24 protein-coding genes are annotated in these 23,457 nt (G+C 52.0%); 15 read left to right on the forward strand and 9 right to left on the reverse strand.

The window, feature by feature from the left end:
* Nucleotide 1: 1 nt before the first annotated feature.
* Nucleotides 2-802 carry a phosphatidate cytidylyltransferase gene (locus U9S71_RS10010; protein ID WP_326327181.1) on the forward strand — a complete coding sequence of 267 codons (801 nt, stop codon included), beginning with the start codon at nucleotides 2-4 and terminating at the stop codon, nucleotides 800-802.
* A 21-nt stretch (nucleotides 803-823) separates the two neighbouring features.
* Nucleotides 824-1,498: a DUF2461 domain-containing protein gene (locus U9S71_RS10015; RefSeq protein ID WP_326327182.1), complete on the forward strand. Its 675-nt coding sequence runs from the start codon at nucleotides 824-826 to the stop codon at nucleotides 1,496-1,498.
* A 1-nt stretch (nucleotide 1,499) separates the two neighbouring features.
* Here U9S71_RS10015 and U9S71_RS10020 read toward each other — a convergent pair whose 3' ends face one another.
* The gene (locus U9S71_RS10020; protein WP_326327183.1) at nucleotides 1,500-2,699 is read right to left on the reverse strand and encodes an anhydro-N-acetylmuramic acid kinase; all 1,200 of its coding nucleotides are present in this window, start codon (nucleotides 2,697-2,699) and stop codon (nucleotides 1,500-1,502) included.
* Between the two features lie 196 nt (nucleotides 2,700-2,895).
* Between U9S71_RS10020 and gcvH the strand changes: the two genes are divergently transcribed.
* Nucleotides 2,896-3,276: a glycine cleavage system protein GcvH gene (gene gcvH, locus U9S71_RS10025; protein WP_326327185.1), complete on the forward strand. Its 381-nt coding sequence runs from the start codon at nucleotides 2,896-2,898 to the stop codon at nucleotides 3,274-3,276.
* Between the two features lie 96 nt (nucleotides 3,277-3,372).
* Nucleotides 3,373-3,795 carry a VanZ family protein gene (locus U9S71_RS10030; protein WP_326327187.1) on the forward strand — a complete coding sequence of 141 codons (423 nt, stop codon included), beginning with the start codon at nucleotides 3,373-3,375 and terminating at the stop codon, nucleotides 3,793-3,795.
* Between the two features lie 133 nt (nucleotides 3,796-3,928).
* Here the strand turns inward: U9S71_RS10030 and U9S71_RS10035 are convergent, their stop codons facing one another.
* A complete protein-coding gene (locus tag U9S71_RS10035; RefSeq protein ID WP_326327189.1) occupies nucleotides 3,929-4,624 on the reverse strand; it encodes a ComF family protein in 696 nt (231 codons plus the stop codon).
* Nucleotides 4,625-4,630: 6 nt separating this feature from the next.
* On the reverse strand, nucleotides 4,631-5,695 hold the full coding sequence (gene rlmN / locus U9S71_RS10040; protein ID WP_326327191.1) for a dual-specificity RNA methyltransferase RlmN: 1,065 nt from the start codon (nucleotides 5,693-5,695) through the stop codon (nucleotides 4,631-4,633).
* Nucleotides 5,696-5,853: 158 nt separating this feature from the next.
* On the opposite strand from rlmN, the gene U9S71_RS10045 reads away from it, so the two are divergent.
* Entirely contained in the window at nucleotides 5,854-7,029 is a 1,176-nt protein-coding gene (locus U9S71_RS10045; RefSeq protein WP_326327193.1) for an amidohydrolase family protein, read from the forward strand.
* Here the strand turns inward: U9S71_RS10045 and U9S71_RS10050 are convergent.
* Both U9S71_RS10050 and U9S71_RS10055 read right to left on the reverse strand, forming a co-directional pair.
* Entirely contained in the window at nucleotides 7,026-7,598 is a 573-nt protein-coding gene (locus tag U9S71_RS10050; RefSeq protein WP_326327195.1) for a phosphatase PAP2 family protein, read from the reverse strand. The genes U9S71_RS10045 and U9S71_RS10050 overlap by 4 nt on opposite strands.
* Before the next feature lie 125 nt (nucleotides 7,599-7,723).
* Entirely contained in the window at nucleotides 7,724-9,532 is a 1,809-nt protein-coding gene (locus U9S71_RS10055) for a DUF4153 domain-containing protein (RefSeq protein WP_326327196.1), read from the reverse strand.
* Between the two features lie 69 nt (nucleotides 9,533-9,601).
* Between U9S71_RS10055 and U9S71_RS10060 the strand changes: the two genes are divergently transcribed.
* The 3 genes from U9S71_RS10060 to U9S71_RS10070 are packed head-to-tail and all read left to right on the forward strand — an operon-like array spanning nucleotide 9,602 to nucleotide 11,974.
* Nucleotides 9,602-10,222, forward strand: coding sequence for an RNA polymerase sigma factor (locus U9S71_RS10060; RefSeq protein WP_326327197.1), 621 nt, complete (start codon nucleotides 9,602-9,604; stop codon nucleotides 10,220-10,222).
* 2 nt (nucleotides 10,223-10,224) lie between these two features.
* Nucleotides 10,225-11,025, forward strand: coding sequence for a HEAT repeat domain-containing protein (locus U9S71_RS10065; protein ID WP_326327199.1), 801 nt, complete (start codon nucleotides 10,225-10,227; stop codon nucleotides 11,023-11,025).
* A gap of 28 nt (nucleotides 11,026-11,053) precedes the next feature.
* Entirely contained in the window at nucleotides 11,054-11,974 is a 921-nt protein-coding gene (locus U9S71_RS10070) for a DUF4097 family beta strand repeat-containing protein (RefSeq protein WP_326327200.1), read from the forward strand.
* A gap of 122 nt (nucleotides 11,975-12,096) precedes the next feature.
* Here the strand turns inward: U9S71_RS10070 and U9S71_RS10075 are convergent, their stop codons facing one another.
* Both U9S71_RS10075 and U9S71_RS10080 read right to left on the reverse strand, forming a co-directional pair.
* Nucleotides 12,097-12,219, reverse strand: a complete 123-nt coding sequence (locus U9S71_RS10075; RefSeq protein ID WP_326327202.1) for a hypothetical protein — start codon at nucleotides 12,217-12,219, stop codon at nucleotides 12,097-12,099.
* 76 nt (nucleotides 12,220-12,295) lie between these two features.
* On the reverse strand, nucleotides 12,296-12,991 hold the full coding sequence (locus U9S71_RS10080; protein WP_326327203.1) for a 3-keto-disaccharide hydrolase: 696 nt from the start codon (nucleotides 12,989-12,991) through the stop codon (nucleotides 12,296-12,298).
* Between the two features lie 140 nt (nucleotides 12,992-13,131).
* Between U9S71_RS10080 and U9S71_RS10085 the strand changes: the two genes are divergently transcribed.
* Nucleotides 13,132-14,292 (forward strand): MalY/PatB family protein, encoded by a 1,161-nt coding sequence (locus tag U9S71_RS10085; protein ID WP_326327204.1) that lies wholly within the window; start codon nucleotides 13,132-13,134, stop codon nucleotides 14,290-14,292.
* Nucleotides 14,293-14,304: 12 nt separating this feature from the next.
* On the opposite strand, the gene purD is transcribed toward U9S71_RS10085, so the two are convergent.
* Nucleotides 14,305-15,579 carry a phosphoribosylamine--glycine ligase gene (gene purD / locus U9S71_RS10090; protein ID WP_326327206.1) on the reverse strand — a complete coding sequence of 425 codons (1,275 nt, stop codon included), beginning with the start codon at nucleotides 15,577-15,579 and terminating at the stop codon, nucleotides 14,305-14,307.
* A gap of 83 nt (nucleotides 15,580-15,662) precedes the next feature.
* On the opposite strand from purD, the gene U9S71_RS10095 reads away from it, so the two are divergent.
* From U9S71_RS10095 to U9S71_RS10105, 3 genes are read left to right on the forward strand one after another with little or no spacing between them, the layout of a single operon-like run.
* Nucleotides 15,663-18,380: a TonB-dependent receptor plug domain-containing protein gene (locus U9S71_RS10095; RefSeq protein WP_326327208.1), complete on the forward strand. Its 2,718-nt coding sequence runs from the start codon at nucleotides 15,663-15,665 to the stop codon at nucleotides 18,378-18,380.
* Nucleotides 18,381-18,384: 4 nt separating this feature from the next.
* Entirely contained in the window at nucleotides 18,385-19,152 is a 768-nt protein-coding gene (locus U9S71_RS10100) for an enoyl-CoA hydratase/isomerase family protein (RefSeq protein ID WP_326327210.1), read from the forward strand.
* Between the two features lie 46 nt (nucleotides 19,153-19,198).
* Entirely contained in the window at nucleotides 19,199-20,071 is an 873-nt protein-coding gene (locus U9S71_RS10105; protein WP_326327212.1) for an SDR family oxidoreductase, read from the forward strand.
* On the opposite strand, the gene U9S71_RS10110 is transcribed toward U9S71_RS10105, so the two are convergent.
* A complete protein-coding gene (locus U9S71_RS10110; RefSeq protein ID WP_326327214.1) occupies nucleotides 20,068-20,559 on the reverse strand; it encodes a GNAT family N-acetyltransferase in 492 nt (163 codons plus the stop codon). The two genes, U9S71_RS10105 and U9S71_RS10110, sit on opposite strands and share 4 nt — an antisense overlap.
* A gap of 131 nt (nucleotides 20,560-20,690) precedes the next feature.
* On the opposite strand from U9S71_RS10110, the gene U9S71_RS10115 reads away from it, so the two are divergent.
* The 3 genes from U9S71_RS10115 to U9S71_RS10125 all read left to right on the forward strand — a co-directional run bounded on the left by U9S71_RS10115 (nucleotide 20,691) and on the right by U9S71_RS10125 (nucleotide 23,451).
* Entirely contained in the window at nucleotides 20,691-21,104 is a 414-nt protein-coding gene (locus U9S71_RS10115; protein ID WP_326327216.1) for a c-type cytochrome, read from the forward strand.
* 64 nt (nucleotides 21,105-21,168) lie between these two features.
* Nucleotides 21,169-22,908: a phospho-sugar mutase gene (locus U9S71_RS10120; protein WP_326327218.1), complete on the forward strand. Its 1,740-nt coding sequence runs from the start codon at nucleotides 21,169-21,171 to the stop codon at nucleotides 22,906-22,908.
* A complete protein-coding gene (locus U9S71_RS10125; RefSeq protein ID WP_326327219.1) occupies nucleotides 22,909-23,451 on the forward strand; it encodes an NUDIX hydrolase in 543 nt (180 codons plus the stop codon).
* The last annotated feature ends 6 nt before the right edge of the window (nucleotides 23,452-23,457 follow it).

Here is a 23,457-nt window from a genome sequence, read left to right on the forward strand (position 1 = left end):
AATGAGAACACGCGCTATTACAGCCCTCTTTTTCGTCATTGTTATGGTGGCCTCCATGCTGTTGGGGAGTTATGTCTTTACCGTTTTTTTTATCCTGCTGAGTACCTACTGCGTTGCTGAATTTTATCGGATTATCGGCGATGATAAAGGGCAGCCAAACCGGCCGATGGGGTTGTTACTGGGCATCATGGGGTTTGGGTTGTTCGCTGGTTACCGTTTACTCGGTTTCGATGCCCGCTACCTTTTGGTGCTGGCTCCGTTTGTTGCGGCCGTTTTTATTATACCGCTTTACCAGAAACACGGGCGGCCCTTCGGCGGAATCGCCTATACGCTACTGGGAGTGGTCTATGTAGTTCTGCCGTTTATCGCTTTTTTCTCGCTGGGTTTTGTTACGGGAGCATTTGACTACCGCTTACCACTGGGCTTTATGCTGATTCTTTGGGGAAACGATACCGGGGCATACCTTGCGGGAAAGTTTTTGGGCAAACGTAGGCTGTTTGAACGCATATCGCCCAATAAAACCTGGGAGGGGTTTGTGGGGGGAGTGTTGCTGGCGCTGGTAACTGCCTTGGTAATAGGTCACTATTTTGCGATATTGGTGAGCTGGCAATGGGCAGGGATGGCGTTGGTCATTTCGCTATTTGGCACCTTCGGCGATCTCGTCGAATCGATGCTCAAACGCAGTCAGCAGGTGAAAGACTCCGGAGCGGTTTTACCGGGTCACGGCGGCTTGCTCGATCGTTTCGACGGCCTGCTGTTTGCCGCCCCGGCCGCCCTCGTATTTCTTGAATTGGTGTACTGACTATAAAAAACACATCGCATTATGCAATCCAATATACATGCCGACACGTTTGACTTCCTTACGGCCATTAAAAAGAACAACGATAGGGAATGGTTTCAGGAACATCGGGCCTCGTATGAGCATGCTTGGCAGAACATGAAAGATTTTACCGCTGGGCTGATTGAAGGCCTCGCCCAGTGGGACCGTTACATTTCTCCGGATATCCCGGTGTCGAAGTGCGTTTTCCGCATTTACCGCGACACCCGTTTCAGCAAGGATAAAACGCCCTACAAAACCTGGCTAGGTGCAGGGATTTCTACGGCCGGCCGTAAACTGAACGGCCCCGAGTATTACATACACATCCAACCGGGCAACAGCTTCGCCGCAGCGGGATACTGGCGCCCCGAGAAAGAACACCTTGCAGCCATCCGACAGGAGATAGACTACAACGGCGCCGGTCTTCAAGCAATAGTAAATGAACCCGCATTTAAAAAACACGGCCAGCTCGACATGCAGGATACGCTTAAGCGCCCGCCTGCGGGGTTCAGTGAAGATCATCCCTATATCGAATGGCTTAAACTCAAAAGTTTCACGGCGGTCGAGTCTTTTACGGATAATGAGCTGAAAGATGCGGATGGCGTTGACCGGGTTTTAAAGGCCTACCGCCGGATGTATGATTTCAAACTATTCCTCCATGAGGCCCTTGGCCACGAGTAAGCTACTCGGGAAAGCTGATTTTCCCCATGCATACTGCCGGCGAGTCCAGTATCGCGCTTGCGCTGGCGGCCGTTCCGGCTACGGTTTCGTTGGCCAATAGTGCAAAAAGGGCTGCCTCTTTGGCATCGGGGAGAAGTCCCAATTCATCAAAAGAAGAGACTGGTATCCCCTCAAGGGCACCGGCTATACGATCCACAAGCAAGGGATTGTGTAAGCCTCCGCCGCTGATATAGACGTGCGGGTTGCCACACGCTTGCACCGCATGCCGGATGGCTGCCGCGATGGCTGTAGCAGAGAAGGCAACTAGCGTAGCCATGACGTCCCGTGCGTGGAGGATTTCGGTGCCGCTGGCTCGCTGAGCCTCGGTGAGGTACCGCAGGTTAAATAGTTCCGGACCTGTGGTTTTAGGAAAAGGAAGCGCAAAAAAGTCATGGCGGAGCAACGTTTCCAGCAGTTGCTCATTTACTACACCTGTTAACGCTAAGCGGGCATCGCGGTCCATCTCTTCACCCAGATATGCCAGCATGTATTGGTTCATCAGCGTGTTGCCCGGGCCCACATCCGTAGCAAAGCAGGGATTGCCATTGCCGTTGGTGGCGGGAAGAATCGTGAAGTTGGCGATACCGCCGATGTTGAGCAGTACGCGCGTTTCTTGGCGGTCGGTAAATAAGAGGTAGTCGCCATAGGCAGCCAACGGTGCACCCTCACCGCCTGCAGCGATATGCTTCTGCCTGAAGTCGGAGATGGTGATGATACCCGTGGCAACGGCCAGATGATCACCGTCGCCCAGTTGCAAGGTGCTGTTCGGGTAGTCTACCGTGCCCGTGAGCGACTGCGGTGCATGGAATACGGTCTGCCCATGGCTTGCCAACAGGTCAACATCGTTGGCGGGTATTCCCCATTCATGCAAAGCTTCGTTTACGAGCTTGCCGTGGGTCTGCCCGATGAGTGCATGGAGGCCGCTGAGCACTTGCTGATCAATCGTACGTTTAGCAAAAACCTGGCGTATCCGGTCGCGGAAATCGCCGGTATACGCTTTCGTGTCAAACCGGAGGAGCTCAAGTGCAGTATCGGTGCCGCTGCCGGCGATTCGGCACAGCGCAATATCAAGCCCGTCTAAGGAGGTGCCCGACATCAGTCCGATGATCAATCGGTGGGACTGCTTGGCTTTGGTATACAGTTTCTCGACATGTACGTTCATGATGCCTTAAAGATATGTATTTTGTGTTTCATGTCATCATCCTATTCCATTATAACCAGTGGGATAAAATTGCTTTTATATTGTGTATAAAAGCAATTTTATCTAAGTTTGGAAGGTGTTTTAACCGGCAGTGGCACCGTTACGGTAAGGTTCAGTGCCAATGCATGCATGAATTTAGTTAATAAATCGTATTCAAATGACTTTTCCTAAAGATTTAAAGTACACGAAAGATCACGAATGGGTCCGTGTATCGGGTGAAGAAGCTGTCATCGGGATTACCGATTTTGCCCAGCGCGAGCTTGGCGATATCGTATTCATCGATGTCAATACCGTGGGCGATGACGTGGCACAAGACGAGGTGTTTGGCACTATAGAAGCCGTCAAAACCGTGTCGGATCTGTTTATGCCTGTTGCGGCCACTGTATTGGAGGTCAACGATAAGATCGATAGCTCGCCGGAGCTGGTCAACCAAGATCCCTATGGAGACGGCTGGCTCGTACGAGTAAAGCTGGACAACACTGCCGACGTGGAAGGGCTGCTTTCCGCCGCGGAATATGAAGCACAGGTAGGTGTGTAACGCGTTGCTGGGTGCTAAGGATGACATCTGCCGCTGAGGCGGATGTCATTTCTTTTTTGGCATTATAATGGCTCGATGGCTGACAAAAAGAGAAACATGAAGCATTATATATGGGCGGTATTGTGGGCAGGCGTGGTGCTGGTGTTATGCGGCTTGCCATCGGCAGCCACAGATGAAGTGCCGAAGTTTCCGGGAATAGATAAGCTGGTACATACGGGCTTTTTCTTTGTTTTTACGGTGTTGCTGTATTACGGGGCCATCAGGCAGGCAGCAACCATCGGACCCTCCTGGCGCATCTCCATCAGGGTGGTCATTTTCTCTTGCTTATTTGCATTGTTGACGGAATACCTCCAGTGGAAGGTCTTTACCTATCGTTCTGCGGAGGCATGGGATCTTTTTGCGGACGCCGTGGGAACAGGTATGGGCGTATTTGCCTACCTGCTGCTGCACAATGTTTACCGTGCTGAAGCGGATTTGGGTAACGTCGCCCATACCAAGAATGAAAGTTATGAAGTGTAATGCAACCGTCCGACTCGCGCTCGCCGCCATAGCGGTGACCTTCTTCTCATCATGCGGCATTTTCCGCAAGGGATGCAAGTGCCCGCCGGTACATCGCCACTCGGTAGCGCCAACGACGCAATCCACACTCCCTTCACAAGGCTTTGGCAATGGTAACCGCGCTCACCTTGGCCGCCCCGTTTTCCAGCAGGCTACTGGCGCAAGCTTCGAGCGTGGCACCGGTCGTCAACACATCATCAACCAATAATACGTGTCGGTCCGCAATCGCACCGACATCGTTTGCTACAAACGTTTCCAGCATATTTTCATACCGTTCGTATCGGTTCCTACGGGTTTGGCTTTCCGTGGCACGGCGCCGTACGATGCCATGTTCGGCCACCGGTAAATGCATGGAGTGGGCAAGCCCGTTTGCGAAAAACGTGCTTTGGTTGTACCCTCGTGCACGGAGTTTTTTCGGATGCAACGGTACCGGGACGATGATATCGGCTTGATTGAAGGGAGCGGTGTCTACCAATACGGCGCCGTACCGCTGTCCGATGACGGTGCCGATCTCAGGGCGATTGCGGTATTTGAGGTGATGGATGATCCGTTTCACACGAGAGGCCTCGCGGAAATACCAATAAGACGCAACCGATTCGATACAAACCCTACCCCAAAGTTGCCGGGCACTGCTGTTCTGTTCGTCTTCATGGGCACGGGTATCGGGCAGGCGATACCAGCAGGTCGTACAAATGTGCTTTTCGCCGTTTACCAAGGGCGCATCGCACCCAGCACAGGTCTGTGCGAAAAAGAGGGCGGTGAAATCGCTGAAGTATCGTGTGATGCCCATAAGCAATCAGACTGTCGGGGCGGTGGTTTCTTTAATGGCCAATTGACCGCATGCAGCATCAATGTCTTTGCCCCGGCTGCGACGAACATTGGTGGTTATGCCCCGCTGGCGGAGGTAATCCGCGAACCGGTCGATTTTGTCTGCCGCAGCATTCTCGAAATCCGCAAAGACAATGGGGTTGTATTCGATGATGTTTACTTTGCATGGCAGGTGTTTGCAGAATGCGGCTAGCTCCTGCGCATCGGTAAGGTCGTCATTTACGCCATTGAAAACGATGTATTCATACGTAACCGGATTTTTGGTTTTGGCGTAGTAATATTTTAATGCCTCTGCGAGGGCATGCAGCGAATTTTGCTCGTTGATGGGCATGATTTCGTTGCGTTTGGCATCGTTGGCAGCATGCAATGACAAGGCCAAATTGAAACGCACGTGGTCGTCGCCCAATTTTTTGATCATCTTGGCGATTCCGGCCGTTGAGACGGTAATGCGTTTTGCCGCCATGTTTAGTCCATCGGGTGCCGTGATGCGTTCGATGGACTTTAACACATTGCTGTAGTTGAGCAGTGGTTCGCCCATGCCCATATAAACGATGTTGGTAAGGGGCTGCCCATAATAATCCTGCGCTTGCCTGCTGATGAGCACCACTTGATCATATATTTCATCGGCGTTAAGGTTGCGCTTACGGTCCATGTAGCCCGTGGCGCAAAACTTGCAGGTGAGGCTACAGCCCACTTGGGAACTCACACAGGCTGTCATGCGGTCGGGCGCCGGGATGAGTACGCCTTCGATGATGTTGTTGTCATGCAGCGCGAAGCTGCTTTTAACGGTGCGGTCGTTACTGCGTTGCTCGTTCCGAACCGTTACGGCATTAATGGCGAAGGCCTCTTGCAGCATGTCGCGCAGCGACTTGCTCAGGTTGCTCATCCCGTCGAAATCCACACACGATCGCTGCCAAAGCCACGAGTAGATCTGTTTTGCACGAAACGCTTTTTCACCCATCGACACCATATGGTGTTGTAGCTGCTCCAGCGTTAGGCTGCGTATATCGATTTTCGATTTGACCGCGCTCACGGTGCAAAGGTACGGCTTTTTTTGCAGGTATTTTTTTCAGTTGTTTGGTTGAACACGAAAAAAAACACATATTTGCATAAGCGTATTCGTCAAATTAAGCCTAGCCTGAATGACACGAGCGATATTTAACCACCAACCAACGATTAAACCATGAAACTATGAATACCTTTCTCTCAGCGACATATGTGCTACCGGTTGCCGGACGAGCCATCAAGGACGGCATTGTCGAAGTCGCAGACGACGGTACCATTCATGGGGTTTATCCATCAAACAGCGACGTCGTATCCGGAAAGCCCATCCGCCATCACGTGGGTATCATCACACCGGGCTTCGTGAATACACATTGCCACCTCGAACTTTCACATATGAAAGGGATCATACCGAAACGCACCGGGCTGGTGCCGTTTCTGCAACAGGTGATGGCACAGCGGGCTGTTGGTGAGGCCGAGATTGTACGTGCAATGAAGGCGGCCGACAAACAGCTCTATGACAACGGTGTCGTCGCGGTGGGCGATCATGCGAATACCGGCGTTTCTGCGAAGGTAAAAAAAAGCAGTAGGCTGTATTATCACACTTTTGTAGAAGTGATTGGTTTCGAGCCGGAAACGGCCGCTAATAAACTGGCTGACGCCTCCGCTGTCGCTAGTCAGTTTGATAAGTCAGCCACATCCATTACAGCACATGCCCCGTATTCGGTATCCAAAGAGCTATTTAAACGGATAGACGATGAAGCCCGTAAGCGGGGAATGCCCTTGAGTATACATAACCAGGAAAGTGAAGCCGAAAACAGGCTGTTCCGATATAAAGAGGGGCCATTTTTGGACTTTTACAACGACTTGGGCAAGGATATTACCAGTTTCAAAGCACAGGCACGCAATTCGTTGCACACGGTTATGCCGTACTTGTCGGCCGATACCCCGGTCTTGCTGGTCCACAACACCTTTACAGCGGCAAAGGATATTTTTTTCATTGAACGGCAAGGAAGAAATGTCACTTGGTGTTTCTGCCCCAATGCGAACCTGTACATCGAGGGGCGGCTGCCGGGGGTTCAGCATTTTGTTCAATATGGGCACCCCATCACGGTGGGCACAGATAGCCTGGCGTCCAACGACCGCCTATGCGTGTTAACAGAGTTGAAGACCATCCACCAGCATTTTCCGAGGTTCCCCCTTACCGAAACCATCCAATGGGCTACCATCAATGGCGCACGTTTCCTCGGTATTGCTGATTGGGCTGGGTCATTGGAAAGGGGCAAGACGCCTGGAATTAACCTGCTAACCCATACCCGTGGACTAGCCCTTACGCCAGACACGGAAGTGGTGCGGCTGGTTTAATGCAACACCCAAAAGGCAATGCCCAACAGCGTGCCTAACACCATCCCAACTACCACCTCCTGCCATATGTGGCGGCCCAAGTGTATCCGTGACCAGGCCAGCGGTAGCGCAAACAGTAGAACACACCCGCCAGCCAGCCAGTTGAACGAGAGGATGATAAACCCTAAGAATGCGTGGAAGGCTAAATGCATGGACGCCTTTATCCGCACGTTAACCAGTTGTGCGATCACCAGCAGCACCAACGCACAGGACAGTGCGAGCCGGAGTGTCCACTCTTGATTGCTAACCCAGACGATGATGGTAACGATCAATAGGAGGAAAGTGGTGGCAATGAACCATTTTTGACGTTGTGCTTGATCGGATACATCCAGGTTGGTATACGTTCCTTTCTTTACTCCCCATATGGTCTTCAGCCCAACGGGCAAAAAGATACCGCCGACAATCAATAGCGAGAGATAAGTGGCGCGTTGAGTCGATTCAATACTGAAAATTAGGAAAATAGCAAATAACGGAACGGTCAAAAAAGGGTGACCTACGGTGGATATGACTTTGGCTATCGTTGTCTTCAAATGTGTATATCCTTGAATCGCGGATACTGGGAATACGCCGGGATACCAAGCCACAGCGAAACGCCAGCACTATGGTGCGAAGATAGCCAAACTTTTGGAGGTAGGCAACGGGTAGCGCCGCTGAATTACTTTTCGCCAAACAGTACGTAACCGGTGAAGTAGATGCCGCGGCTCGACTCCTCGTGCGGTGCAAGGAAGTCGCCATTCACTTGGTCCAGCAGCAAGGTGATCACAAAATGGGTGTTTTCCCGTTGGATTTCCATTTTTTCAGCAGGATATAAAAACCCGGTTCCGTCATTTTCATGCGGCGTAAGGTTCCCTCCTTTATGGGCTTGGTAGATTTCGTCAACCAAAGGCACCAAATCGAACACGATGGCCGTGTCGTTTTCCATTTCTACCTTAACAGCAAACGTGCTGTCGCGTTTCACGGAAATACGCACGTTGTTTTTTCCAATGGCTACCATCGTGGAGTCAGACCCATAGGAATCAACCCGATAAACATAGTCATATCCCTGTACCGGTATGATTCGCTCACCCGCTCGGTGAATCGTGAGGTACCGCCCATCGGCCATGGCACTTGGCGGCACACCCAAAAGAGCGAAGATGGTGTCGCGTTTCAGCCACGTGATGCGGTATGGGGGCAATTCAGCGTTCGTCGCCGTAATTTCCCGACCCAGGCTATCCAGATCCGTTTCGGTAAACGCCTGCATCGATTGCAGGCCATGTGCTTCCAACAGGTAGGTAACGACACTTTGGCGCTCGTCCGTGCCTTCAACAGGCGCGTTGAGCAGCTGTGCCAGCCTACGCTGTTGCGAATGGAGTGAGATGTTGGTGGCGCTCTGGGGCCCAAACGTGCTTAGTAAGGCCAAAGCGGCGAGGCTAACCGGGATCAGCCGGATGTCGTCTTTTCGAGAAGAAAGGAAATAGGCAGTGATGGCGGTCAGCCAAATGGTCAACGCCATGAGGATGTGGCGCTCTTCCGTAAATCCGTAATGAGACACACGCTGGTAAACCGCCAGCGCCAACAATACGATAAGCGGCAGCATCGTGAGGTAAAACGACTTTGAAAAAAGCCTTACCCAACGGCTCCCCTCGTCATTTCTTATGGGCCATACCAGCAATAACGAAAGCATACCGAACACCGCGTAACCCAATATGAGGGTAGCAACGATACCCTTTGGCATTTCCCACTCCACCAATATCTTGATCTCGTATACCAGCAAAATGGCCAGATAAATGGTCATCAGCGGTATGAGCACGTACTGCGTAAATATCTTGAGCCCTTTTGGGTATGGTTCCGCTGTCGGCGTGGTTTCAAATACCGTGGGTATGCCCGCTAGGAAAAACAACGTATTGAAGCCAACAGCTACCAAGACGAAAAGTTGGCCGTAGATTTCTGATGGCAAGTCGAGGTTAAAAAGTTCTTCGATACCGAATATGGCTACCGCGAGCCCGGCATATAACGATACCGAGTAGAGCACGGCAGTGAGGAAACGCAGGAATAACACCTTGTTGAAATGCCAGAAGTCGCTGTTGCTGCCACGCTTGATGAAGGGGGCGAAGGCCACCAGGTGGTGGAAGGCAAAGATAAATAGGCCCAACCGCACCACATCGGTTTGGTACAGGACGGGGTTGAGCACAGCGTACAGCAGGCCGCACAAGATGAAAACCGCTACGCGGAGGCCCCATTTACGCAGGCCCGTGTACGTCCGCGACTCCGCAAAAAGATCGGCGGCAAGGCCTAGGGTAAGCAGCAGATCACAGGTAGCCAATAATCGCCAAAGCTTATGCTCCAACCCGGCGCCGATTGGCGGCTCACCCATCAGGAAACAAGCCAATACCGTGGCGGAAGCCACAACGATAAACAGTGTAGGGAAGCGTTTGAAAACAGCAACTGCGTTCCTTGAAAGGCTGGCAAGGGAAGGGAATTTCATGGTGTGCGGATCTACTTACCGATTACAGGAGATAAAAATAAACATAAACCCGCAATTATTTTTACCTTAATGGGAATTTGTCGTGCAACATTTGTGGGCAATCCGCGACTTAACAATGAATCACATAAGGAAGATCACTTGCAGCCTACGGATAAAAAGGATGAAATCGAATTAGTTGCCCTCTGCCATCAAGGGCACGATACCGGTTTTACGGCGCTATACAATCGGTATGCCCGGCCCGTCTATAACTCCATCTGCCGTATCGTGTCACATACGGCCGAAGCGGAAGATATCTTGCAGGAATCGTTCTATCATGCGTTTTCCGATATCCACCGACTGCAGAACGCCACCAGTTTCGGCTCTTGGGTCCATCGGATCGCCTTGAACCGCTCGATTACCCATCTACGGAAAAGAAAAATCGTTTTTTCCGATAACGGCGAGCTAGATGTCGCCGACGAAGAAAGGTACGATATGGAGGCAGACCAATTGTTTGATTGCCGGGTGGAGGATGTGAAGCTGGCCATCGAACAACTGCCGCAAGGGTACAAAACCGTATTGAATCTGTATCTCTTTGAAGATATCCCACAAGAAGAAATCGCCGGGATGCTGGGTATTTCACACAGTACGGTGCGTACACAGTACCACCGCGCCAAGAAAAAAGTAATACAGTCACTGAAAGATAGGACATGATCATGAATGACCCGCTAAAGAAATTCGTACAAGAGCACCGCGCAGCCTTTGACCGGGAAGAGCCGCCCGAGGGTGTGCTGCAGCGGTTGCAAGCACAGCTTAAACCGGAGCCAACCGTGTCGACCCCTATCCCGCAGCATCCGGTTTCCGGGCGGTACCGTCGTGCAACCTGGCTGGTTGCCGCGTCGCTGTTGATCGGGCTGGTCTGCGCATACCTGTTTTTTGATAGCGGTTGGACGCAGCGCCCCGACGCACCCCAGATCGTGCATCAGCCGGTTGAGCAAGCACCGATTACCGCGGAGCCTCCCGTTACAGCGCAAGTAGGGATGCCGGCCGAGTCTCCTGAGCCTCCCGTGGCAGAACTAAGGCAGAAAGAACCGCGTAACACAACGAGCCGACGTGAGCCGGCACAGGCACCACTCGCCGTCCGGCTGGCCGACAGCAGCTCGGCAAGCACACGGCTGGCCGCCATCCTGGAAATCGAGCAGGCGGGGCGAATGGATGAGCAGCTCGTAGCGATGCTTTCGGAAACCATGAATCGCGACGGGAATACGAACGTACGCCTGGCGGCCCTCGATGTGCTCAGCAGCCACCTCGAAGACCCGCAGGTGGCCGACTTGTTGGCCACCGCGCTCACCCACCAAGACGACCCGTTGGTGCAACTGGGTATCGTACGGATTGCGGCGCAGATCGATCACGTCGGAATTGAAGAAGCGTTGTTTGCGGTAGCACGCAGCCCGTATACCTTCGAGGCGGTGAAAGACGAAGCCTACGCCGTGCTGTTATATCAGGAGAAACTTTAAGCATACATAAAACATAAAAACGAATACAATGAAAAAGCAGACAATCATCATGGCACTCCTCTTGGCCCTTTGCTTGCCGGCATGGGCCCAGAAGGAATATCGAATCGACAAACCTTCGGGCAAACTTTACCTCAACCTCAACGGAGCCCGTATTGAAGGCTACACCGGAAACGAGATCGTTTTCAGCAACCAAGGCGTTCCCGAAGAGGAAGACGAACGGGCTAAAGGGCTGCAAGCCCTGAGCAGCTCGGGTTTCATCGATAATACCGGCCTCGGCATTAGCGTGACCAAAAAAGGAAACGATATTGAAGTAAATCCGGTAGGAAACAACAGTCGCGGCGATGTCTTGTATGTCAGGGTGCCCAAAACCGTCGACATCGTTTTCAATAATAATAAATCCGTCTTTGCCGATACCTTGTTGATTAAGAACATGAAGGGCGAAATCGAGGTCTCGTCGTCTTATAATGATATCGTTTTGGAAAACAACAGCGGCCCCATGAACATCAAGAACGTGTACAAAAATATCGAGGTCACTTTTGCCCATGATATCAAAGGCCCCATATCCATTATCTCGGTATACGGACATGTGGATGTAGCCATGCCGGCATCGACCAAGACCAACCTGACCATGAGCACAAGCTACGGCAAACTTTATGCTGCCGGCGACTTCAATGTGGCCATTACGCCCCAGGCGATGGAGAAACGCCACGTTGTTAGCGTGGCGGAAGTAGATAGCCTCCGTACCGACGTGGATGAAGAGCTGGCAGCTGCGTTGGATTCCATGCCCGATATGGTGATTGTATCGCCACCGTCATCGGGAACTGGCGTATCCATCGCAACGATGTTCCGCGACGGAATAGGAGAGAATATCAAAGGTACCATCAATGGTGGCGGTATCGACCTCATCCTCAAATCCACTTATAAGAATGTATACCTGCGTACCAACTAGCTGGTTTCACAATAGTCAGGTGCAGCGCCCCGTATATTTAATGTAGGGGCGTTGTCATATTTGCGTAGATGTCTGTTTACCTTACCGAAAAAACCGGATATCCACCCACATTAACGACACGTTTAACCAAAGACATAGCCCAACAGATAGTAAAGGATAATAAAGACGATAATGGTGCCGAAGCAACCGAAACCCAGTTTCTTCGCACCCCATCCCGCAATCAGTGCCCTGAATAATTTGTTCATAGTTGTTGTTTAGTTAGGTCTATAACAACGAACTTTGAAGAAAGTTCTAGATGCAAAGGATCTTGTGGACATGGTTTCAGGGCGAGAGCCGATTGATAGGGGTTAACAATACGGTACGGAATTCGACCTCGGCCCCTTCCGCTTGCAGGGCGATTCGGCCTTCACTTGCGGTGCACTCAAAACCATCGTTTACCAAATCGCCGTTCACCCATACGCGTATGCGGCGATCCAACACTTCAATCGTCATGTTGTTCCAATCGCCGAGCGGGACTTCCGAACTGTCGGTAAGGTTTTTGATGCGACGCGCTTTTCCTTCGGACGTACCCCAATCGGCCTCCGGCCCCCGCCGGGCTTCCATATCAGGCACACGGATATCCTCACGGATGCACCAGAAATCACCTGCATTTTCATGCATCATCTGTACTTCGATAGACTGGGGGAACATTTCGTAGAGGATGCGGGGTGTAGACGCGTGCACCAATACACCACAGTTACCCGGTTGCCCGGCGAAACGATACTCGACCTCCAACCGGTAGTTCGAATAGGAGCGGTCGGTGATGAGATGACCATTCGGATTACCCATGCTTACCAATAGCCCATCCCGCACAAGGAATGGGCTAGCCACATCTGCCCTGTTATCCATGTCCGGTACGTCGACGTGCCAGCCGGTCAAATCCGCGCCATTGAATAGGTCAATAGATTGTGAAAATCCAGGAGTCGTGTAGGCAAAGACAACCATTGCAAAGCAGGCAAACACTATTTTTTTACGCATAACTCTAAAGGTTTCATCTGTTAGAAAGCCACGTCATAAAACTAGTAAGAAATTTACATTATGGCAATAGTTACGGATAACCGGTGGTTTGTTGATTTCCGGGTTAATCTTATATTAGCGGTCGCGGATAACACAAAACCATGGACAATCATTTTGACGAATACATAGACCGTACAGGGACCGATAGCATCAAATGGGACGCTGCCGCATCGGATGTGCTTCCCATGTGGATTGCCGACATGGATTTCAAAGCCGCCCCGGCTATCCAGGCGGCTCTGCAGAAGCGGGTGGCCCATGGCGTCTTCGGCTATACCCTAACCCCCGACCGCTTTTTTGATGCCATTATCGGATGGTGGCAAAAACGGCACGGCTATGCGTTGCAGAAGGAATGGATCCGGCCGGTTACGGGGGTGATACCGGCCTTGTCTGCGATCGTTCGGGCGCTTACGGCCCCCGGCGATAAAGTGCTGGTGCAACCACCGGTTTATAACCATTTTTATGTCGCCATTGCCCATACCGACCGGCAGGTGATCGAAAACAAGTTGCTATTTAAAGAAGGGGCCTTCCATATCGATTTTGCGGATTTGGAAGAGAAGGCGGCAGACCCTAGCGTAAAGCTCCTGATGCTATGCAACCCCCACAATCCGGCAGGCCGAGTATGGACTGCCAAGGAGCTTCTCCAAATCGGAGAAATATGTGCCCGACACGGCGTAGTGGTCCTATCGGATGAAATCCACTCCGATTTGGTTTATCATGGGCATACGCATATCCCATTCGCCTCGCTGGCGAATACGAAAGGACTCCGGTCGGTAACGGTTTGCTCGCCCAGCAAAACATTCAACCTTGCCGGGTTGCAGGTTGGGTACCTTTTTTCCGAGAATCCCGACCTCATGAAGCGGATTGAACAGGTGCTAATGGCGCAAGAAATGGAGCTGTTGAGCCCATTTGCCATCGAAGCACTGATTGCAGCCTACGAACATGGCGAGGATTGGCTCGAATCACTCATAGTGTACCTGAAGGGTAATTTTGATTACGTAACCGATTTTTGCTCAAAACACCTGCCCCAAATCAACGTTGTGCCATTGGAAGCCACCTATTTGGTTTGGCTAGACTGCCGGGCCATCCTTACCTCGTCGGCAGATTTTGCAGCAAAACTGGTTCGCCAGGAGAAGGTGTGGCTCAACCCGGGTACGCTATATGGCGATGCGGGCGAGGGTTTCCTGCGCATGAATATTGCATGCCCCCGGTCGTTGCTTGAAGAAGGATTGGCGCGCTTCGCTAAGGGGATAGCGGCCGGTTGACGAAGTCCCGATCTACAACAGATCAAACCCGATATCCCGGCGGAAATTTTTACCTTCGAAGTAGATACGCCCCGCATCGGCGGTGGCCTGCTGCAACGCATCAAATAACGTGTCTTCCAATGCGGTGACCGCGATTACACGTCCCCCGGCAGTTTTAATTACACCATTTTCCGCTTTGGTTCCCGCGTGGAAAACGAGGGATTCCTTTACGCTTTCGATATTGCTGATGGGGGTGCCGGATTCGTAGGGGCCGGGATATCCACCCGATACCAATACAACAGTGGCAGCGGTTTTAGACGAGAGGGTAAACGAGCGGTCCGCCAGATTTCCTTCGGCTACCCCTTGCAGGAGGTCTACCAAATCACTTTCGAGGCGTGGCAATACGCTTTCCGTTTCGGGGTCGCCCATACGCACATTGTATTCGATCACGTACGGGTCGCCGTCTACGTTCATTAGGCCGATGAAAATAAATCCTTTGTACGGAATGCCGTCTTTTTTCAATCCTTCGATGGTAGGGACGATGACGCGTTCCTCCACTTTATCGAGAAATTCATTATCAGCAAAAGGGACAGGCGACACCGAGCCCATGCCACCGGTGTTGAGGCCGGTGTCGCCCTCGCCGATGCGTTTATAGTCTTTAGCAGGGGGCAATACTTTGTACGTATCGCCATCTGTGAGCACGAAAACGGACAGTTCGATACCCGAAAGGAACTCCTCGATAACCACGGTACTACTGGCCGCACCGAATTTGGCATCGGCAAGCATGGCCGTCAGCTCCGTCCGGGCCTCTTCCAACGTAGCGCAGATGAGGACGCCCTTTCCTGCTGCCAGCCCGTCGGCCTTCAGTACGATGGGTAGCTTTTGCGTCTCGAGGTAGGCGAGGCCCTCCGGCAATGTATCGCGGGTGAACGACCGCGACGCCGCGGTGGGTATGCCGTGCCGTACCATGAAACGTTTGGAAAAATCCTTGCTTCCTTCCAACTGGGCCCCTTGTTGTTGCGGGCCAATAACCGGAACATGCCGTAGGTCGGCCCGATCGAGGAAATAATCGTGGATACCTTTTACCAAGGGTTCTTCGGGGCCTACAACCACCATGTCAACGGCATGTTCGAGCACGAAATCCGCAATTCCGTCGAAATCGGTCACCTTGAGGGAAACGTTTTGGCCGTAGCTGCTCGTGCCGGCATTACCCGGGGCAATGTACAATTGGGTGATTTGGGGGCTTTGGGCGATCTTCCAAGCAAATGCACTTTCCCGGCCGCCTGCGCCAACAATAAGGATATTCATCTTGCAAAGATATTTTTTTTACCTATATTTACCGTATTGCGGCCATGCCAAAATAAACTATCGATATATCAAGTTATGAAATAATGAGTTTACACCGTTTTGTTTCCGTATGGATGGCCTGTTGCCTTGCCGTACCTATAGCCCTTGCGCAGGATACCCGCGTAATTGAAAAAGTATTAACCAAGCTGGAAAGCCATGCAAACCAATACCCTCAGGAAAAAGTATACTTACACTTGGATAAGCCCTATTATACCGTGGGCGACGATATCTGGTTTAAAGGATACGTCACCCTCGGTGCCTATAACCAACTTTCGGGCCTGAGCAAAATCCTATATGTCGACCTTATTGGCCCTGAAGATCGCACGGTACAATCCATCCGGCTGCCGCTCATTGCCGGGGTAACCATGGGCGATTTTCAACTGGCAGATTCTCTGGATGAAGGCAACTATCGGATTCGCGCGTATACCAATTGGATGCGCAATTTTGAACCGGATGCCTTCTACGACCGGACGTTGCCCATCGGCAATGCCCGTACCGATAATATCGTTGCCCATAGCACCTTTTCGTATGAAAACTCCCCGGAACACCGTGTCCATGCTGAAATCGCATTCACCGATTTGGATGGCGGGCCCTTTGCCGATATGGACGCCAGCTATGAGGTGGTTATGGAGGGGCGGAATATTGACCGCGGACGGGCGACCACCGATGACGAAGGGCGTATCGCTTTTGACTTTGTCAATAAGCAGCCCTTCAATCTCCAATCGGGTGAAATACTACTTGCCCTGACTATGGCTGATAAGCGGACCGTCAATAAACGGATACCGTTGAAGACCACCTCGAACACCAATAGCATCCAGTTTTTTCCGGAAAGTGGCCACCTTCTCGCGGGCAACCTCACCAAAGTCGCGTTTAAGGCGCTGGCACCCGAAGGGATAGGGGTGGCGGTATCGGGTTACCTCCAGGATGGAGCAGGTACCCGGGTAGCCGAATTTGAGTCGGCCCACGCCGGTATGGGGAGTTTCAGCTTCATACCGCAAGCCGGCGCCACCTATACGGCAAAAGTTACCTATGATGATGCCAGCGAGGCCGAAGTAGATTTTCCAGCGGTGGGAACTTCCGGTTATGCATTGGCAGTGAACAACCAACAAGATAAGCAGATCTTTGTGCAGGCCTTCGCATCGGATGATTTGGTCAACGGACAGGAGATCTCACTATTGCTTCAGCAGAATGGCACCGTTTTCTATGCATCAAAGAGCAAGCAGACAAAGAACGACGCCGTTTTTTCGATTCCACGCGAAAATGTGCCCATAGGGGTAGTTCAAGTTGCCTTGTTTACTGCCGACCAAATACCGGTGGCCGAACGGACCATTTTTAATTACAATGATGCTTCACTGTTGCCGTTGGTGGCAGAGACAGATCGGAAAACATATGGGAAAAAGGCGAAGGTTACCGTGCAGCTTACGGCTGGGAATGCGGCGGATACCAACCGCGTTGCGACACTCTCCGCCGCGGTGGTGGATATGGGCAAAGTGCCTATTGATAGCGGGACCCGGGAAGGAAATATATACGCAAGCCTATTGCTCAGTTCGGATATCAAAGGCTATGTCGAGGCCCCGGCTTATTACTTCGAAGGGAAGGACATGGTTCGGCTACGCCACCTGGACGACCTCATGCTCACCCAGGGCTGGAGCCGCATCAACTGGCAAGACTTGCAGGGCGACAGGAGTCCGGTTATAACCTATCGTCCCGAACAGGACCTGCGCATCAGTGGCGTGGTAACCAAGCGAAATGGAAAAGTACCGGTGCCCAACGCCACGGTAACCGTATTGTCTACAGGCAATGCCCTGGCTGTGTTGGATACCCTGACCGACGCGGAGGGCCGTTTCAGTTTTGACCGACTTTTATTTTACGATGACACCGAATTCGTTGTGCAGGCACGAGATGAAAAGGGACGGAAACATGTCGATATCATACTGGATAAAGTGCCCCAACAACAAGTTACGCGTAATAAAAATACACCCGATGCCACAGTAAACGTAAACCAATCTATCCAAACCTATCTCAAGAATACAAAAGCACAATTTGATGAGATGGAACGATACGGGCTGAAGGAAAAAACCATCCTGCTGGAGGAGGTGGATGTTACCCGGCGGACCGGCAGGAAGAAGGTGGAGCACTCGAGCAACCTGAATGGCCCTGGCAATGCCGACCAGGTGATTACCGCCGAAGAGATGGCTATGGGGTGCACCTCGCTGATTATATGCTTGCAGGCCAGACTACACGGCGTGATTTTCCGGAATAACGTGCCATATTCGACACGGTCACCCAATCAGCCCATGCAGGTTGTATTGGACGGTATGTACATGGAGGCCGACGCGCTGGCGATGATCAATGTGTTTGATATCGAAACCATCGAGGTATTGCGGGGCATTACCAATACGGCTGTGTATGGAAGTATGGGCAGTGGCGGGGTAATCATCATCACCACCAAGCGGGGTGACGGCGGTAGCTTCGGCCGGGATAGTTATACCCCTGGCGTTGTGACCCATAGCCCGCAGGGATATTATGCCATACGCGAATTTTATGTGCCCGACTACAGTGCCCCGGTAGACTCATTGGCGGGGATGAAAGATTTACGTACCACCATCCATTGGGCACCTAATATGGTTACCGATGAGGTAGGCGCAGCATCGTTTGAGTTTTATACCGCCGAGACGCCGGGCGCATACCGTATTGTGGTAGAAGGGCTGGATATATATGGCCGGTTGACGCGGGCCGTACATTACATAACCATTGAATAATAAAATGGATTTCATTAAAATAGCCGTTGAGGACAGGATATCGCACATCTATCTCGATCGGGATCGGTCGAACGCCATCCACCAACAGATGCTTGAAGAGCTTGGGACAGCCGTGGCTGACGCGCAAAGTAACCCCGCAGTGGAAGGGGTGATCTTGCACGGCAAGGAAGGGTTTTACAGCGCGGGACTAGATCTCATTGCATTATATGAATATAACGAGGAAGAAGTACGTCGGTTTTGGCATACATTCATGGATGTGATCCGTGCACTAGTGGCATTTGACAAGCCAGCCGTAGCTGCTATTAGTGGCCACAGTCCGGCAGCAGGATGCGTGTTGGCGAGCTGCTGTGACTACCGCGTGATGGCCGATGGCGATTTCATTATCGGTCTTAATGAGGTGCCCGTCGGGCTCATTGTGCCCGAAAGTATCTTCCAATTGTATGGGTTTTGGCTTGGCCCAGCACGGGCATATCGTTATTTGCTGGAAGGGAAGTTATTCAAACCACAGGAAGCGCTCGAGGCAGGCCTGGTGGATGAGGTGGTCGATCCAAGACGTATCCGTTCGGCTGCTGAGCGTCAACTCCGCAACTACACGCAATACGAACGCAATACGTGGCGGCAAAGCAAACGTAATATGCGGCGATCGTTGGTTGCCGCGTTTGACGCTAACCAAGAAGAAACCATCGAGGCGATACTGAAGCAATGGTGGTCGCCCGCCACCCGATCCATTGTAAAAACCATCATCGACAACTTAGTGAAACGATCTCATTGATACCTATGAAACAAATACGCATCAATAACTTGAAAGGAGGCAAATAATGGCAGTGACAGGCGCATTGCGCGAGGATGCGCTTCAAGGTAAAACCATCGTGGTAACCGGTGGCGGTACCGGACTGGGCAGGGCTATGGCAACCTATTTTTTGCAACTGGGCGCCCAGGTGGTTATCGCTAGCCGCAAACTAGATGTGCTGGAAGCAGCTGCCAGGGAGATGGCGGCAGGCACCGGCGGAGCGGTATTGCCCGTGGCGTGCGATATCCGGGAAAACGCCCAGGTGGAACAGTTGCTGGCACAATCGCTCGAACGGTTCGGTCAGGTGGATGCGTTGCTTAACAATGCTGCGGGCAACTTCATTTCGCCTACCGAGCGGCTTTCTGCAAACGCGTTTGCTACCATCATTGACATTGTGCTCAAAGGAACTGCCAATTGTACGCTGGCATTTGGCAAGCACTGGATCAAAAACCAACAACCGGCGAGCATATTGAACATCGTTACCACTTATGCATTTACCGGCTCGGCCTACGTGGTGCCTTCGGCCGCAGCCAAAGGGGGCGTATTGGCACTCACGCGGTCATTGGCCGTAGAGTGGGGCAAGTACGGTATCCGTAATAACGCCATCGCGCCGGGCCCATTCCCTACAAAGGGGGCGTGGGAACGGTTGCTGCCGGGCGACCTCGCCCAGCAGTTCGATTTCAAAAAACGCGTGCCGCTCAAGCGCGTGGGCGACCATCAGGAGCTAGCCAACCTAGCGGCTTTCCTGCTTTCCGATTTTGCCGGGTACATCAACGGCGAGATTGTTACCATCGACGGTGGTGAATGGCTGCAAGGGGCAGGCCAATTCAGCGGGCTGGAAGCGGTGCCCGACGAGCTGTGGGATGAGCTGGAAAAAATGACACGGCAAGCGAAAAGTTAAGGATGTCGGATAAGCTTCTCGGTGGGTAGCCCGTCTTCCACACCAGTGAAAAAGCTTACGAATCCAAACTTTTCCAGGAGCCTTCGTGAAGCGGTGTTTTCCGGATCGATGATGCCAATCACTTGCTTGCGGGGGTCAACGGCCGATGCTAACGACAACATCGCCTCACAGATCAGTGTTCCGTAGCCTTTACTCCAAAGTTGCTCCTTAAGTAAGTATCCGATTTCAAAAACCGATTCGTCTTTCGGGTAATTGACGAGTTTGCATTCGCCGATATGGGCCCCTGTCTGCGGGTCGCTAGCCTTGAAATAGCCGAGGCGGGAATCGAGTGGGTTGGTTTTCAGAAAGCGATCAAAGGTGGTCCTGGCCGCTGCTTCAGGTAGCCCTTTGCCCGTAATGTACCGCATCACTCGGTCGGATTTAACTAAGTTGTAGTAGTCCTCGAAATCGTCCGGACGATACTTTTCATACACGATGCGGTCTTTCATACGGCTCAAACCTATCGAAAATCGACGAGAATCCAAATATCGCTGTTACTCAATTAAACCCATTCTAAATAGTTTTTTCTTTTCGGTGTTCGGGCGGTAGATTGCTATATTTACCATATAAACTGAACACTATGACATATCGAATGATCGCTGCCGTGGTGGCCGTGTTCGCGGGTATTTTTGCATTGAGCTCATTTGCGCCCGAAACCCAGCCGCAGCCCCAGGAATGGAAAGCAACCAATTTAAAAGTACTTCCTAAAAACATCACCCAGGAAGAAATTAAACAGGTGATGGATGAGTTCAAGGTGGCCTTAGGTGTGAAATGTGGTTTTTGCCACGCGCAGAGTGCGACCGACCCAAAGAAGTTGGATTTCGCAAGCGACGATAACCATCATAAGGAAACTGCCCGTTGGATGATGAAAATGACCCAGCGGATCAATAAAAAACATTTCAAGCGGCGCGATGAGAAAACCGGAGAACTCACGCAGATTACATGCATCACGTGCCATAACGGCAAGGAACATCCCGCTACGGTAACGCGATAATTATTCCTTGTATGTAACTGGGTTTTTGCATAAGTTTGGCGCAACAGAGTAAAATTCTCACCGCATGACAACACCGCATTTAGACCCAGCGATAAAGACGAGCGCCGAAGTATGGCTAAGGGGCCCATATGATGACGAGACCATCCGTTCCGTCAAACAGCTTTTTGATACCGAGCAGCATACCGAACTGACCGACAGCTTCTATAAGGACTTGGAGTTCGGTACCGGTGGGCTGCGTGGCATCATGGGCGTTGGCACCAACCGGATGAACAAATACACCATCGGGAGGGCCACGCAAGGGCTGGCCAACTACCTGCTCAAAACCTACCCGGGGAAGCAAGTCAAAGTGGCCATCTCGTACGATAGCCGTAACAACTCGCAGGCATTTGCACGTTTGGTGGCCAATGTGTTTTCCGCAAATGGCATCAAAGTCTATCTATTTGCCGAGTTACGCCCCACGCCGCACCTTTCCTTCGCCGTGCGCCACCTCGAATGCCAAGCGGGCGTGATGCTAACGGCTTCGCATAACCCAAAGGAGTATAACGGCTATAAAGCGTATTGGAATGATGGTGGACAATTGGTGCCGCCGCACGATAAAAATGTCATCAAGGAGGTATATGCCATCCAGGACCCAGATAAAATCCATTTCGGACCGGTGGAAGAGAACATCACGCTGCTGGGTAAGGAACTCGATGACGCCTACCTCGATGCGGTTTCGAAACTGGTTATCCGGCCCGAAGTTGTAGCACGGCAGCACGATCTGAAGATCGTATTTTCTCCCATCCACGGTACGGGAATCACGTTGGTGCCGCCCACGTTGGCCCGCTGGGGGTTTACCAACGTCCATGTGGTCGAAGAACAGGCTACACCTGATGGCAACTTTCCAACGGTGGTTTATCCCAATCCGGAGGAAGAAGACGCCATGTCCCTGGCCGTTAAGACCGGCCAACGCATCGATGCCGACGTCATCTTCGCTACCGATCCCGATGCGGATCGCGTGGGGGCAGCGGCCAAGAATGCCAGTGGAGAATACCAACTGTTGAACGGCAACCAGATTGGCAGCCTGCTCGTCGATTATGTGCTTTCATCGAAGAAGGAACAGGGCGATCTGCGGCCGGACGACTACGTGGTGAAGACCATCGTAACGACCAGCCTAATTGCCGATATCGCCAACCGCTACGGCGTTACCTATTACGATACGCTGACTGGATTCAAGTATATCGGCGAGCTCATCACTGGCAAAAACGGCAACGGCAGGTTTCTTGTCGGCGGCGAAGAAAGCTATGGCTATCTCGTCGGCGAGCTGGTGCGCGATAAGGATGCGGTGGTTTCTGCCGTATTCATTGCCGAGATGACGGCGTACTATAAAGACCAGGGCAAAACACTTTTCGATGCACTGATTGACCTCTATGTGCAGCATGGTTATTATAAGGAGAAACTGATCTCGTTGACCAAACAGGGCAAAGCCGGAGCTGAGGAAATCAAAGCCATGATGGAGCGGCTGCGGAGCAACCCGCCGCAAACACTGGGTGGCATCGATGTGGCTGAAATCAAGGACTATGCAACAAGCGAGTCATACAACCTGAAAACGGGCAAACGGGCGGTCATCAACCTACCCAAGTCGGATGTACTGCAATTCATTACGGTAGATGGCGATGTGATTTCGGCGAGGCCGTCGGGTACGGAGCCCAAGATAAAATTCTATTGCAGCGTGAAACAGCCACTGGCTGATCGGGCGGATTTTGAACGCGTGAGCCGCGAACTGGAAGACCGTGTGGACCGCATCATGAAAGATATCGCCTGAATGCAGTGGGAAACCCTATCGTCCGAGTACCTTGTGCGGGCGCCCTGGGCGGTGTTGCGCAAAGACGTATGCCGCATGCCCAATGGGCATGTCGTGCCTGAATATTATGTGTTGGAGTACCCCGATTGGGTAAATATGGTGGCGCTTACAGCCGATAATCAGTTTATCTTGGTGCGGCAATATCGCCACGGCGTAAAGCAGAATGTGCTTGAAATCCCGGGTGGCGTCATCGACCCCGGCGAGGACGCCCTTACTGCTGCCCCGCGCGAATTGCTGGAAGAGACAGGCTACCGATTCGATACCATCGAAGAAATATCGACCTTGTTCCCCAACCCGGCTACCAGCACCAATAAAACAACCACCTACCTACTCACGGGCGGTGTGAAAGTGCAGGAGCAAGACCTCGACGACCAGGAAGAGATCGAGGTCGTACTGGCATCGCCCGCTGAACTGAAACAGCTGCTGCTGGATAACCAATTCGGCCAGGCATTGCACACTGCTGCACTTTTCTATGCGTTGGTGAAGCTGGGCTTACTTTCGTGACGCATC

This window comes from Parapedobacter flavus (assembly GCF_035818675.1).
In the GTDB taxonomy this organism is placed as follows: domain Bacteria; phylum Bacteroidota; class Bacteroidia; order Sphingobacteriales; family Sphingobacteriaceae; genus Parapedobacter; species Parapedobacter flavus.